This window comes from Pseudoduganella sp. RAF19 (assembly GCF_052114165.1).
Classification (GTDB): Bacteria; Pseudomonadota; Gammaproteobacteria; order Burkholderiales; family Burkholderiaceae_D; genus Rugamonas.
In genome coordinates this window covers 24,776-38,117 of record NZ_JBFREF010000007.1, presented here as the reverse complement: position 1 = coordinate 38,117, position 13,342 = coordinate 24,776, and the positions used below count along the sequence as shown (strand labels likewise).

General features: G+C 62.3%; 10 protein-coding genes. 4 read left to right on the top strand and 6 right to left on the bottom strand.

Annotated elements, in window-relative coordinates:
- Nucleotides 1-104: 104 nt before the first annotated feature.
- Nucleotides 105-1,214: an NADH:flavin oxidoreductase gene (locus tag AB4Z19_RS19350; RefSeq protein ID WP_442021629.1), complete on the top strand. Its 1,110-nt coding sequence runs from the start codon at nt 105-107 to the stop codon at nt 1,212-1,214.
- Here AB4Z19_RS19350 and AB4Z19_RS19345 read toward each other — a convergent pair.
- Nucleotides 1,211-1,867, bottom strand: coding sequence for a hypothetical protein (locus AB4Z19_RS19345; RefSeq protein WP_442021631.1), 657 nt, complete (start codon nt 1,865-1,867; stop codon nt 1,211-1,213). The genes AB4Z19_RS19350 and AB4Z19_RS19345 overlap by 4 nt on opposite strands.
- Nucleotides 1,868-2,209: 342 nt before the next feature.
- On the opposite strand from AB4Z19_RS19345, the gene AB4Z19_RS19340 reads away from it, so the two are divergent.
- Entirely contained in the window at nt 2,210-4,732 is a 2,523-nt protein-coding gene (locus AB4Z19_RS19340) for a M4 family metallopeptidase (RefSeq protein WP_442035804.1), read from the top strand.
- A 157-nt stretch (nt 4,733-4,889) separates the two neighbouring features.
- Nucleotides 4,890-6,116: a M24 family metallopeptidase gene (locus AB4Z19_RS19335; RefSeq protein WP_442021635.1), complete on the top strand. Its 1,227-nt coding sequence runs from the start codon at nt 4,890-4,892 to the stop codon at nt 6,114-6,116.
- Here the strand turns inward: AB4Z19_RS19335 and AB4Z19_RS19330 are convergent.
- Nucleotides 6,106-6,993, bottom strand: a complete 888-nt coding sequence (locus tag AB4Z19_RS19330) for a LysR substrate-binding domain-containing protein (protein ID WP_442035803.1) — start codon at nt 6,991-6,993, stop codon at nt 6,106-6,108. The genes AB4Z19_RS19335 and AB4Z19_RS19330 overlap by 11 nt on opposite strands.
- A 91-nt stretch (nt 6,994-7,084) precedes the next feature.
- On the opposite strand from AB4Z19_RS19330, the gene AB4Z19_RS19325 reads away from it, so the two are divergent.
- Nucleotides 7,085-7,996 (top strand): DMT family transporter, encoded by a 912-nt coding sequence (locus AB4Z19_RS19325; protein WP_442021639.1) that lies wholly within the window; start codon nt 7,085-7,087, stop codon nt 7,994-7,996.
- Here AB4Z19_RS19325 and AB4Z19_RS19320 read toward each other — a convergent pair whose 3' ends face one another.
- The 4 genes from AB4Z19_RS19320 to paaZ form a co-directional block, all read right to left on the bottom strand.
- Nucleotides 7,997-8,653 carry a hypothetical protein gene (locus tag AB4Z19_RS19320; RefSeq protein ID WP_442021641.1) on the bottom strand — a complete coding sequence of 219 codons (657 nt, stop codon included), beginning with the start codon at nt 8,651-8,653 and terminating at the stop codon, nt 7,997-7,999. It abuts the gene before it with no gap.
- 80 nt (nt 8,654-8,733) lie between these two features.
- Nucleotides 8,734-9,594, bottom strand: coding sequence for a c-type cytochrome (locus AB4Z19_RS19315; RefSeq protein ID WP_442035802.1), 861 nt, complete (start codon nt 9,592-9,594; stop codon nt 8,734-8,736).
- Nucleotides 9,595-9,678: 84 nt separating this feature from the next.
- Nucleotides 9,679-11,241 (bottom strand): amidohydrolase family protein, encoded by a 1,563-nt coding sequence (locus tag AB4Z19_RS19310; RefSeq protein ID WP_442035801.1) that lies wholly within the window; start codon nt 11,239-11,241, stop codon nt 9,679-9,681.
- Nucleotides 11,242-11,299: 58 nt separating this feature from the next.
- Nucleotides 11,300-13,342, bottom strand: coding sequence for a phenylacetic acid degradation bifunctional protein PaaZ (gene paaZ, locus AB4Z19_RS19305; RefSeq protein ID WP_442021647.1), 2,043 nt, complete (start codon nt 13,340-13,342; stop codon nt 11,300-11,302).

The following is a 13,342-nucleotide window of genomic DNA, read 5'->3' as shown; positions in this document are numbered from 1 at the left end:
TGATAAGACGGCTTCACTTTCTGATGCTTTCTCAAGTGTGCACCGATGCCTATGATGACTTCCATGCACTGCAACCGCAGCGTCCCTTTTGGAAAGTGAAGATCATGAACGACTCTCTCAGCAAAATTTTATCAAAACACGATATGAATGGCACGAATCTGAAAAACCGGCTGGCTGTCGCGCCAATGACCCGGATTACGGCGACCGCGGACGGCCTGGCCACGCAGGCCATGCGCGACTATTACCGCCGCTTCGCCAAGGGCGGCTTCGGTCTGGTCATGACGGAAGGGATCTACACCGATAAGGCGTTCTCGCAAGGCTATCGCAACCAGCCCGGCATCGCGGACGATGCCCAGGCCGCTGCATGGAAGCAAGTCACGCAAGAGGTGCAGCAGCACGGCGCACTGATCTTCGCCCAGCTCATGCACGCAGGCGCCCTCAGCCAGGGCAATGCCTATCGCGCCCATACCATTGCACCTTCTCCGGTGCAGCCGAAGGGCAAGCAGATGACCTTCTATTACGGCACAGGTGAATATGCCACGCCACAGGAAATCAGCGAACAGCAAATCGCCGAGGTAATCGACAGCTTCGTGCAATCTGCCCTGCGCGCGGTGCGGACCGGCGGCTTCAACGGCATCGAAATCCATGGCGCCAACGGCTATCTGCTGGACCAGTTCCTGACCGCGCATACCAATCTGCGCACCGACCGCTGGGGCGGCGATGTGCACGGCCGCGTGCGCCTGCTGGAAGAAATCGTCAAAGCCGTGAAGAGCGCCGTTGGTGACCTGGTGCCGGTTGGAATTCGCATATCACAAGGCAAGGTGAATGACTTCACCAGCAAATGGCCGGGCCGGGAGGCCGACGCGGAGGTCATTTTCGGCACGCTGGCCCGCGCAGGCGCCGATTTCATCCATGTGACCGAGTTCGAGGCCTGGAAGCCGGCTTTTGAGAACGGTCACGACAGCCTGATTGCACTGGCAAGGCGCTTTGCCCCCGGCGTCACGATTATCGCCAACGGTTCTCTGCATAGCGTCGAACGCAGCGGCGAAGCGCTCGATCTGGGTGCGGATGTCGTGGCGCTGGGCCGGGGCGCGCTGGCAAACCCGGATCTGCCGCAACTGTTCGAGCGGCGCCACGCACCGCGCGACTTCGACGGGTCCATTCTCGGCCCGATCGCGGACATCAAGGAAAGCGAGCTGGCCTTCGCCAACTAATGGGTAATCATGGTGGACAGCACCGTCACCGCCGCCCCCGTATATTCCTTCTCTAATAATAGTGTGAGCTCGGTGTGGGTCGAGATCAGATTGATCAGGTTGACCTTGTCCCATGCCAGCTTTTTCAGGATCGCGTGGTAGATGCCCGGCGTGCGCCAGGAATCGGCGGTCAGCTGCAAGGTGACGGCGTTCAGGTTCTCCAGGCGCGCGAGCAGGCGCTCGTCGCCGAAGACTTCCTCCACCATCGGGATCAGCGGGCGGCTACAGATCACCATCACCTCGTTGATGCCGCGCGTGACGGTCAGGAACAGGCCGTGGCCCGTGCCTACCTTCTCCAGCAGCTGGCGATGGCATTCATCGGTCAGCTCGGAGCGGCGAAAGGTGAATTCCACCAGATCGGTACGGGCGGTCAGCTGGCCGGACTTCTGCGCCAGCACGATCTCGTGGCTGTCCGCATCGGGCAGCCGGTTGGCTACGCGGCGCAGGGCCATGACGACGGCCGCCTGGCCGACAGGTTTCCACAGGTCGGTCTGAAGCTGCGGTTGCAGCTGGCGCGCCAGTTCCGACAGGTTGATCAGTCCGCGACGCAGCCCCTCGCTCAGAAACGGCGATTCCGCGACGATGCGTTCGACTTTGGTTGAAATTGACAGCATGAGTGATGCGCCCTCACAAACAGATGCCTCAACGGTGACGGGCTAGTGTAAATCGCAAAATTAAACTATTGCAACGACGACGCGACAATTCGATACATATTTGTGTTGCGCCAAACACGAATTTAGAGAGGCAAGTCTAGTTTGTTGCAGTAAGCCGACAACTTCTCGTAACAGTGCGCCAAGTTGGTGCGATTAGCGCTATACGCGCGCGATCTCCGAAAACAGTATGTCTCATTTTGAACAGATTTCCTGGGCTTGACTCATTTCACAACTTTTTTGACTTCACCGGATCGGGAGGATTAAGTTCCGGCTCTCCTACCCACCACGTCATCTGGAGAGACGATGAAACTTCAAAAGAGCATCCTCGCCGCTGCCATCGCAGCACTGCCGTTCGCATGCGCATTCGCGCAAGCTTTGCCGGATTCACTGATGTCCGCTCCGGGCCAGGCCCTGACTGACGCGGACAAGGCCAACATCCTGGACAAGCTGAACAACCGCCGCGGCGCCGCAGGCCTGGACAGCGATCACAGCTATAAGATTACTAGCCAGCACCCAGGCACCCACGGCCAGCGCATCACGCGCGCCGCTCACACCTGGCGCGGCCTGCGCGTGTTTGGTTCGGATTCGGTCATCGTCAGCGACCAAAATGGCGACATCGTCAGCGAATCGGCATCTAACCGCCGCGAAGGGCTGGACGCATCCCGCGCCGCCAAGGCCGGTGGCAAAGGCGCACCGGACACCACCCCGACCGTCAGCGCCGACGAAGCGATCGACCTGGTCGTAAAACGTGTGGCGCCGAACGGCACCCATCGCTGGAAGCCTGAAGCCGAACTGCTGATCTGGCCGGTGATGAAACAGGTGCGCCTGCCGTCCGCCGGCAACAAGTCCGATGCCCAGTTGAACGCGGTGGACGTGGAAGACGTGGTTGATCACTACGAGCTGGCCTACCTGGTCAAAACCCGCATGGTCAACAACAAGCAGCTGGTCTACCGCGACACCGTGGTGAGCGCGCTGACCGGCGTCACCATCAAGCAGTGGGATGCGCTGGAAACCGTGACCGGCACCGGCCACAGCCAGTACAACGGCGACGTACCAATCCAGACCACCCTGTCCGGTTCCACCTACAAGATGCTGGACGCCACGCGCGGCGTAGGCGGCACCTTCGGCGGTATGGCGATCACCAACGCCAACCACTCGCCGGAATCCAATCCGCAAGCCGGCTCCATCTACACCAACAGCACCAACACCTGGGGCGACGGCCAGCAGTACGTCAACGGCGGCAGCACCACCAACGCCAACGGCCAGACCGCCGCAGTGAACGCGCTGTGGGGCCTGATGAACACCTACGACACGATGAAGAACGTGCTGGGCTGGCAGTCCCTGGATGGCAACAACACCGCGACCTACATCGCGGTCCACGTCGACACCCAATACGACAACGCCTTCTTCGAGCCGGGCTGCAAGTGCATGTACATCGGTGACGGCGGCACGTCCTTCAATAACCTCGGTTCCATCGACGTGATTGGCCACGAAATGGGCCACGGCGTGACCGATGCCACGTCCAACCTGACCTACTCCGGCGAATCCGGTGGCCTGAACGAATCCAACTCGGACATCAACGGCGAAATGGTGGAAGCCTATGGCCGCGCAGGCGGCACCGGCAGCGTCATCCCGAACACCGGCAATGACTGGGTGATGGGTGCTGAAATCTCGAAGAGCGGCCAGCCGCTGCGCTGGCTGTACAAGCCAAGCAAGGACGGCACCAGCCCTAACGCATGGAGCAGCACCCTCGGCAATCTGAACGTGCACTACAGCTCCGGCCCGAACAACCGCATGTTCTACTTCCTGTCGCAGGGTTCCAGCTCCAGCTCGACCAGCGACTACTACAGCTCCTACCTGACAAAGACCCCGAAGAACATGACGGGTATCGGCAACGACAAGGCCTATCGCATCTGGTTCAAGGCGAATACCACCAAGTTCACCTCGTCCACCAACTATGCGGACGCACGTACCAAGGTCATTCAGGCAGCCGAGGAATTGTATGGCGTGGGTTCCAAAGAGTCGACCGCCGTCAAGCGCGCCTACGCTGCAATTAACGTCGGCGCCGACGTGGATGAAGTGGTATCGGGGGCACTGGCGATCGCTACCCAGCCGAACAACGTGACCGTGTCTGCCGGCGGCACCGCCAGCTTCACCGTGGCAGCATCGGGCGGCACCGCGCCTTACAGCTATAAGTGGTATCGCAACGGCTCGCTGATTTCCGGCGCCACTTCGGCTACCTACTCCTTCACCGCGCAGGCTGCCGACAACGGCGCTTCGTTCAACGCATCGGTGACCGACTCCGCTTCGCCGGCAGCGACCGTGAACTCGAACAACGCCACCCTGACCGTGGGCGGTTCGCAGACCGAACGCGTGGTAAACGGCGGCTTCGAGTCCGGCACTTCGCCATGGGCCGGCACCACCGGCGTGATCGGCAGCTACAGCGGCCAGACCGCCTACGAAGGCACCCGCTTCGCATGGCTGGGCGGTAACGGCACCACCGCTTCCGAGACCATCACCCAGGACGTGGCGATCCCATCGACCGTGACCTCGGCAACCCTGAGCTTCGCGCTGCACATCGACACTGCGGAATCGGGCAGCACCGCCTACGACAAGCTGGTGGTGACTGTGAAGAACACCGCAGGCACCACCCTGGCCACGCTGGCAACTTACTCCAACGTGAACGCGGCCAGCGGCTACCAGATCCGCACCTTCGATCTGCTGCCTTACAAAGGCCAGACGGTGCGCCTGTCGTTCGCAATGACGGAAGACTCGTCGCTGCAAACCTCCTTCGTAGTGGATAAGGTCAGCCTGGTGACCCAGTAATCACAGTTTGTGGTTCCACTTCCCCGCCGGTACCTCCCCTGGGCCGGCGGTTTTTTTCGTGTGCAGCACTCCGCATACGCGATGACGATCCCTGCACAAGGCGGTTTTGGCCTTGCGGCCGGTGCTATGATGGCGGCCTTGATTTTCGGAGGACACCATGAGCATCGGCATCGGCGGAAAAACGGTTGAAGAGGCACTGGCCAGCCTGAAGGACATGACGGCAGGCGCCGTCCCCATCGGCAAGGAAGAGCATCAGGCACGCATCGCCCGCGCGCAGGCTTATATGCAGCAGCAAGGCATTGCAGCGATCTACATCAACGCAGGCAGCAACCTGCTCTACTTCACCGGCACCAAATGGCATCCGAGCGAGCGCATGGTTGGCGCCATCCTGCCCGCAAATGGTCCCGTCGAGTACATCGCCCCCGCCTTCGAGGAAGATACGCTGAACGACTTCATGCTGATCGAAGGCCGGGTGAATTGCTGGCACGAGCACGAAAGCCCTTATCAGCTGTTTATCGGCGTTCTGGCCCGCATGGGCATTGCGCCGAATCCTGCACAGCCGCCGCGCGTTGGCATCGACGAATCGGCAGCGTTTTTCATCTACGACGGCATCCGTCCGCTGGCCAATGGCTACGCGCTGGAGAACGCGCGCAATGTGACGGCGCACTGCCGCACCCGCAAGTCCAAGGCCGAAATCGCCCTGATGCAGCGCGCCAAGGACATGACCCTGGCCGTGCACATCGCCACCGCCAGCATTCTGCGCGAAGGCATCACGACCACCGAAGTGGCCGAGTTCATCGACCGCGCCCACCGCAAGGTCGGCGCACCGGCCGGATCGTATTTCGTGATCGTGCTGTTCGGCGTGGCCACATCCTTCCCACACGGCGTCAGCTACGTGCAAACGCTGAAGCAAGGCGACACGGTACTGATCGACACCGGCTGCAAGCTGCTGAACTACATTTCCGACATCACGCGCACCTATGTCTTCGGCGAACCAAGCGAGCGCCAGCGCTTCGTGTGGAATGCGGAGAAGGCGGCACAGCAGGCTGCATTCGAAGCCGCGCAGCTGGGCGTCCCTTGCGAGGAAGTCGACCAGGCCGCACGCCGCTCCTTGCAAGCCAACGGCTTCGGTCCCGAGTACAAACTGCCAGGCCTGCCGCACCGCACCGGCCACGGTATCGGCCTGGACATCCATGAATGGCCCTATCTGGTGGGCGGCGACAAGACCCCGCTGGACGTCGGCATGACCTTCTCCAATGAGCCGATGATCGTAGTGCCGGGCGAATTCGGCGTACGCCACGAAGACCACTTCTACATGGCGGAAGACGGCCCGCGCTGGTTCACCGAACCATCGCATACCATCGACAATCCGTTCAAGCTGTAAACTCCGCCAGTATCCATTCCTTGAGCAGCTCCGCCGCCGGACGCAAAGCCGCGGCGGATGGCTGCACAAGGTAATAGCTCTTCGGCAGTTCCAGCTCGCAGTCAAAGGGGGCATACAGGCCGTCCTCCGCCAGCTCCTCCTCGATCAGCAGCGCGCTGCACAGCACCAGTCCCCGCCCACGACGGGCCGCTTCGATGGCAAGCAGGGTTTGATCGAAGTGCAGGCCGCCGATGGCGTCCACCTGTTCCGGGGTCATCCCCGCAAAACGCCCAAGCCATTCGACCCAGTGCGGATGCAGCGTCGTATGCAGCAAGGTCGCGCGGCGCACATCGGCCAGCTCGTGCAACTCCAGGCGCTCCACATAACCCGGTGCGCAGAAGATCGTGATCCTGTCGTGGGTCAGCAAAGTGGCCTGTAAATCCGCAGCCGGTACACCGTCGTAATGGCGAATTGCCAGATCGACCGCGCCGCTGGCCAGATCCGTTATCGCTGTGGACGCGCTCACGCGCAGCGTGATGCCGGGATGTTGCTCAACAAAGCGCGCCATATGGTTGCTGAACCACTTTGCCGCAAAGGTGGGCGGCATGGAGATGCACAGCTCCTGCGATCCGCTGTGGCGCAAGGCGCTGCTGGCACGGCTGATTGCGGACAACGCCGGGCGGATCTCGCGCCAGTATTCTTCAGCCGCCGGCGTCGGCTCCACCGCGCGCACCTTGCGCACGAACAGCGTTACGCCCAGCCACTCTTCCAAGCGCTGTATCTGCTGGCCCACCGCGCCGGGTGTGACCGATAGCGCCTCCGCCGCCAGCGCGAAGCTGCGGTGCTGCATGGCCACGTCGAAGACGGCCAGCGCTTTCAAGGGCGGCATACGGTCCATGCTATAGTTTTTCTATACCAAAGCATAAATATAATCGTTTGTCGCCTCGGCCGTGCGAACCGAGAATGAAGCTTTCTGAATGAGTTTGACCATGAAACGCACCGCCTACGCCGCCTACCTCCTGCTTGGACTGATCTGGGGCGCCAACTTCATCTTCATGAAATGGGCCACCGCCCTGATCCCTGCCGGACAGGTGGTTCTGCTGCGCGCGGTGTTCGGCTTCTTCCCCCTGCTGGCCTATGCGCTGCTGCGCGGCTTGCTCAGCTGGTCGCACCTGCGCTACTGGCGCCACTACATCGTAATGGGCTTGCTGGCGACGGCGCTCTACTACTTCGCTTACGCCGCAGGGGCGCGGCTGCTGCCGTCCGCCATCGCGGGCATGCTGAGTGGTGCGATTCCGCTTAGCTCCTTCCTGACTGCCCTGCTCTTCCTGCGCGAAGAAAAAGTGGGACGCGCAGCACTGGGCGGCCTGGCGCTTGGCCTGGTTGGCATTGCACTGATCGCCCGGCCGTGGCAAGCCAGCGCTGTCGATCCGGTCGGCGTGGCCTATATGCTGGCCGGTTCGCTCAGCGTCGGCTGCTCCTTCGTTTACGCGAAGCGCTTCCTGGTCGACAAAGGCATTCCGGCCGCGGCACTCTCCACTTACCAGATCGGCGCCGCGCTGGTGATGCTGCTGGCCGTGACCGACCTGCACGGCATCGGCCGCATCGCCGGTGACACGGTCGCCTGCGTCGGCCTGATCGCCGGCCTCGGCATCGCCGGCACCGGCGTGGCCTATATGCTGTATTACTACCTGGTGGGGGAATTGGGCGCGTTGCGCGCAGCCAGCGTGACCTACCTGCCGCCCGTGGTCGCCCTGATCATCGGCCACACCATCGCCGGCGAAGCACTGGACGGCACCAGCATCGCTGCAATGGCCTTCATCCTGAGCGGTGTCTGGCTGCTGCAATCCGCGCGCCAGGCGCAGCAAGCCGCGCCCGCGCCAGCAGCCTCGCGCGCCTGATTACAAGGCCAGCATCTCTTTCTTCAGGGTGCTGGCACATTCCAGCGAGGCGACCGACAGCTCCTTCTTCAGCGCCGCAGCGCGGTTGTCCAGCAACTCATCGTAGGTCGGCGCATCGGTATTCGATTCGGCCATGTGTTTGCACTGGCCTTGCGCCACCACCTTCCTCGTTGCGACATCAACCAGGCGCGCGTTCGCCACGTGCATCACGCGGTAGTGCGACCAGTCGGTGGGGAAGTAGCCGAACATCCAGTTCACGGTTTCCACATCCAGCACGTACCTGGCCTTGCCGGATGCAGCGCTCGCCAACTGCTCCGCGTCGCCTGACGTGACCGTGATCGGCGCGACCACTTGCATGCCGCGTATATCGCGCAGATCGTCGCCCAGCCAGCGGCTGATATCGCCGGCCGGGTCTTGCACGTCATTGGTCCTGATGATTTCATTGCCCGCGCTGATCATGGCCACGGCACCCAGGACCGCAAAAGCCGCTTTCCCGGCCGTCTGCGCCGCAAAATCAGGTTTGGCCGCACGCGTGGTCAGCGCTACGGTCTGGCCCTTCATCACGCTGACGGAATTCGAATCGATGGATACTTTCTGGATGGTGGCGCAGCCTGCGGCCGCAGTGGCGATGGTCACGGCAAGGGCAAGTTTCTTCATCGGTGAAATGGCGTGAAGTTAAGGGAGCCCCATCATACGTGCAGGCCCCCTCGTCAAAAGTCGCGCAATGTCACTACCGCTTATTTCGCAACACTCTCCACGGGCGGCAGCGTGCGCAGGTAGGCGATCATCGCCGTGATGTCGGCATCGCTGATGTTGTGGTACCAGTCGAAGGCCATCGGCGGGCGATAGTGTTTGCCGCTACGGTCCATGCCGGTGCGGATGGCGGTAGCGATCTCGGTGTCCGACCAGTCTCTCAAGCCCTCAGCATGGGAAGTGATATTGCGCGAGATGGACTCGCCCCATGGACCATTGATCGATTGCCCGCCCGCGCCAAGCCGTGTTGCATCGAGCTGGCCCTTTTCGCCGCGCGGTGTGTGGCATTCCAGGCAGTGCCCCAGCGTGATGAGGTAGCGGCCGTAAGCCACCTTGTCCCTTGGCGACGGGGCTTTTACGTTGACCAGCGGCGGACCATAAGTCGGTGGCAGCGGGAAGTTCCATGTGGACTTAGGCACCACGGATTTCACGGGAGGCTGTGCGCGCAAGTAGAGAATGACCGCTTTGAGATCATCGTCGGACAGCGTGCGGTAATACTCCACCGGCATCAACGGCGACAGGATGCTGCCATCCGGCCGCACACCCTCGCGGATCGCCTTGCCCAGCTGGGCATCTGTCCATTTGCCGATACCGGTTTCGGGATCGGTCGTGATGTTGGGGACATAGGCATCGAACATGGGCTCCACGAGGTGGAAGCCGCCGGACATGCCCTTCTCCGCCAATACGCGCCCCTTCTCATCGCGCACGCCGTGGCAGTTGGCGCAAGCCAGCACGCCTTCCACCAGGTATTTGCCGCGCGCCAGACGCGCTTCGTTGGCCCCTGCTATCGCTTGGCCTGTTATGAGCAGGCACGCGACTATCCCCCACAGCTTATGCTTAGCCATGTTCGTTCCCCCATCCCCAAAAATACAGCTTGGTACACGGGGGCCTTCAGTTCAATGTCTTTTTCGCGGCTTGTGGCAAAAAAGTCAGCGAATGCCGACCATGCCGCGCACCGAGGCGCGCAGTTTGGCGGAATCGTAACCCAGACCATCCTTGAACACCGTCTCCACGTTCTCGATGTCGTTGATGCGTTGCGACGGGTCGCCGTCGATCACGATCAGGTCAGCGTGCTTGCCAGGTTCGATGGTGCCGATGCGGTCCTGCAGGCCGAGGAAGCGCGCACCATTGTAGGTGGCGATACGGATTGCCTCCAGCGGTGTGAAGCCAGCCTCCACCAGCAATTCCAGCTCGCGCTGATCGCCGAAGCCGGGCAAGGTGCCACCATTGCCGGTGGGGTCAGGTCCGGCCAGCAGCGTGCCGCCTGCGCGCACGAAAGCCAGTTCGAAGGCCATTTCCTTCTTCAGCATCGCCTCTTGCTTTGCGGCGCGCTCGGAATTGCCAGCCGCCGTGGCTTTCGCGGCCAAGTGACTGCGCAGCGATTCGGGCGACATCATCTCCATCTGCTTCTTCGACAGCAGCGGACGGGTGGCGACAAAGGCTTCAAACACTGGCAGCGTGGAAGTGACGGCGACCTTCTTCTGTACCAGGTCGCGAATCAGCTCCTGCACTTCCGGGCTGCCGATCTCGCGCTTCTCCCACGACGCCTGCATTTCCGCGCCGGTCGGGCAGCGGTTCGGCTGCTTGTTGGCGACGAATTCGGTATCCGTGAAGACCGGGCCGTGTTCCAGATTATCGATACCCAGTGCGGCGGCCTCGCGGTAACTGACGGCGCACAGGTGTCCGGTGATTTTGATGCCATGCTTGTGCGCCTCGTCGATGGCCGCACCCAGCACCGGCGCGCTGATGTTCATATAGGCCTTGAACGAGGTTGCGCCTTCAGTGGCCCAGAACGCGACGGTCTTGCGGGCGTGAGCCTGTTCTTCCAGCACCGCCATCTGCGGGAAGACGGTGCCCTTGCCTTCAAGATAAGGGCCGGTCACATCGAGATGCGGACCGGGAATCTGCATCGCATCGATGGCGCGGCGGATATTCAGGTCGTTGTAGGGTTCAATGCTGCCGGTAGTGCGCATGGTCGTTACGCCAGACGCCAGATACAGGCGCGGCGCCGTGAAGGCGATTTCGGTGACAAAGAAGCCTGGCGGCGGCAGCTTTCCCTCCTCGTCCTGATTCAGCGAAGCCGTGTACATCAGGTGATTGTGCATGCCGACCAGACCCGGCATAACCGTACGGCCCTTCAGATCGATCACCTGCGCATCCTTCGGCGGCGCTACATTGGCAGCCAGGATGCTGTCGATGCGGCCATCGCGCAGGATGACGGTGCGGTCTTCCAGCGGGGCGGCGCCGGTGCCGTCGATCACGCGCACGTGCGCCAGGGCGATCAGAGGAGCATCGTACTTCAGGAACTTGCGCACTTCCGGACCTGGCGCCGGCGGCGTGCCGGCAGGTGCGACGGCAGCGACGGGCGTGACGGCTGCAGCCTGAGTTGTAGCAGGTGCGGCTTGGGCGGCGGCGAGGAATGCACTGGCGAGAGCGCTGAGGATGAGCGGCGCCCGGGTGGCGCCGTGGACGATGGAACGGCTTATCTGCATTCTGTCTCCTTATTGGCCGGACGCCCGCCGCGCAGGCGCCGGCCCGGAGACGGGGCGATCAGGCGCGCTTGGAGACGAGCGTCAGGATATCGTAGCTGGCAACCAGTTCATCGTTCTGGTTGGTGACTTGTACGTCCCATGCTACCACGCCCTGGCCGACGCCTTTGTCGTCCTTGCGGTTGCGATCCACCTTGCGCTTGCAGGTCAGGCGCGCACGGATGGTGTCTCCAATCGCCACCGGCGTGATGAAGCGCAGGTTGTCCAGGCCATAGTTGGCCAGCACAGGTCCCGGCGCCGGCGACACGAACAGACCCGCAGCAGCCGACAGCACGAAGTAGCCGTGTGCAATACGCTTGCCGAATTGCGTATCCTTCGCAGCAATCTCGTCAAAGTGCATGTAGAAGTAGTCGCCGGACACGCCACCGAAGTTGACGATATCCGCCTCGCTGACCGTGCGGCGATGCGTGAGCAGCGAATCGCCTACTACCAGATCTTCGAAGTGTTTGCGGAACGGATGAACCTCGCTCTCGCGCACCGCGCCACCGCGCACATACTCGCCCGTGATGGCCGACAGCATGGTCGGCGATCCCTGCACCGCCGCGCGCTGCAGGAAGTGGCGCACCGCGCGGACGCCGCCCAGCTCCTCGCCACCGCCCGCGCGTCCCGGACCGCCGTGCTTCAGCTGCGGCAACGGCGAACCATGGCCGGTGGAATCGACGGACGCTTCGCGCTCCAGCACCAGCACGCGGCCATGCGAAGCCGCGGCGATTGGCACGGCACGGGCGGCGATCATCGGATCTTTGGTCACCAGCGTCGACACCAGGCTGCCCTTGCCGCGCGCGGCCAGTTCCAGCGCTTCGTCCATATCGTTGTAGGTCATCATGGTGCTGACAGGACCAAAGGCTTCCACGTCGTGTACCGCATCGTTGCTCAGCGCATTGCGGCACAACAGCAGGGTCGGCGAGAAGAAGGCGCCTTCCGCCACACCTTCGCCGACCAGTTTGAGCGAGTCCGAACCGAATACCATTTCATTGCCCTTGGCGAGCATCGCCACGCGCTCGGCCACGTCGCGCTGCTGGTCTTTGGAAGCCAGGGCGCCCATGCGCACACCTTCCACCGACGGGTCGCCGACAACGACCTTCGACAGGCGATCGCGCAGGCGCTCCGCCACAGCATCCACGCGGTTCTGCGGCACGATGATGCGGCGGATGGCGGTACATTTCTGGCCCGCTTTGCCGGTCATCTCGCGCGCCACTTCTTTCACGAACAGATCGAATTCAGGATCATCCGGCGTGACATCCGGCGCCAGAATCGCGCAGTTCAGCGAGTCCGCTTCGGCGGTGAACGGAATCGAGTTATTAAGAATATTGCTGTTGGAGCGCAGCTTGGCGGCAGTGTCGGCGGAACCGGTGAAGGTCACCGCGTCCGGACCTTGCAGGCGGTCCAGCAGATCGCCGGTCGAACCAATCACCAGCTGCAGCGCGCCTTCCGGCAGCAGTCCGGAATCGTTGATCATGCGGACCAGTGCTTCGGTCAGATAGCTGGTTGCCGTGGCAGGCTTGCCGATGCACGGCATCGCCGCCAGGAAGCTTGGTGCGAACTTTTCCAGCAGCCCCCAGATCGGGAAGTTGAACGCATTGATATGCACTGCGATACCGCCACGTGGCACGAGGATGTGCGTTCCTGCAAAGCCGCCGCGCTTACCCAGCGCCATGGCCGGGCCTTCATGCAGCACATTGGACGAAGGCAGCTCGCGGCTGCCCATGCTGGCGTAGGCGAACAGGGTGCCGATGCCGCCCTCCACATCCACCCAGCTGTCCGGACGCGTTGCACCGGTCAGGTGCGAGATCGCATACAGCTCTTCCTTGCGCTCCATCAGGTACAGCGCCAAAGCCTTCAGGCAAGCGGCGCGCTGCTGGAAGTCCAGCTTCATCAGCGAAGGGATGCCCGTCTTGCGGCCGTAGTGCACCGCTTCCGCGAAGTCCAGCTTCTCGGCGTGGGTGTGATAGATCACGCCATTGGTCAGTGCGTTGTACAGCGGCGTCGCGGCCTCCTTGCCATGCCAGCGGCCACCGATGAAGCTTTGCAGAGTTTGTGCCAT

Coding starts and splice junctions, on each gene's coding strand:
- AB4Z19_RS19350 (WP_442021629.1), top strand. CDS start 105: ATGAACGACTCTCTCAGCAAAATTTTATCAAAACACGATATGAATGGC.
- AB4Z19_RS19345 (WP_442021631.1), bottom strand. CDS start 1,867: ATGCTGTCAATTTCAACCAAAGTCGAACGCATCGTCGCGGAATCGCCG.
- AB4Z19_RS19340 (WP_442035804.1), top strand. CDS start 2,210: ATGAAACTTCAAAAGAGCATCCTCGCCGCTGCCATCGCAGCACTGCCG.
- AB4Z19_RS19335 (WP_442021635.1), top strand. CDS start 4,890: ATGAGCATCGGCATCGGCGGAAAAACGGTTGAAGAGGCACTGGCCAGC.
- AB4Z19_RS19330 (WP_442035803.1), bottom strand. CDS start 6,993: ATGGACCGTATGCCGCCCTTGAAAGCGCTGGCCGTCTTCGACGTGGCC.
- AB4Z19_RS19325 (WP_442021639.1), top strand. CDS start 7,085: ATGAAACGCACCGCCTACGCCGCCTACCTCCTGCTTGGACTGATCTGG.
- AB4Z19_RS19320 (WP_442021641.1), bottom strand. CDS start 8,653: ATGAAGAAACTTGCCCTTGCCGTGACCATCGCCACTGCGGCCGCAGGC.
- AB4Z19_RS19315 (WP_442035802.1), bottom strand. CDS start 9,594: ATGGCTAAGCATAAGCTGTGGGGGATAGTCGCGTGCCTGCTCATAACA.
- AB4Z19_RS19310 (WP_442035801.1), bottom strand. CDS start 11,241: ATGCAGATAAGCCGTTCCATCGTCCACGGCGCCACCCGGGCGCCGCTC.
- paaZ (WP_442021647.1), bottom strand. CDS start 13,342: ATGGCACAAACTCTGCAAAGCTTCATCGGTGGCCGCTGGCATGGCAAG.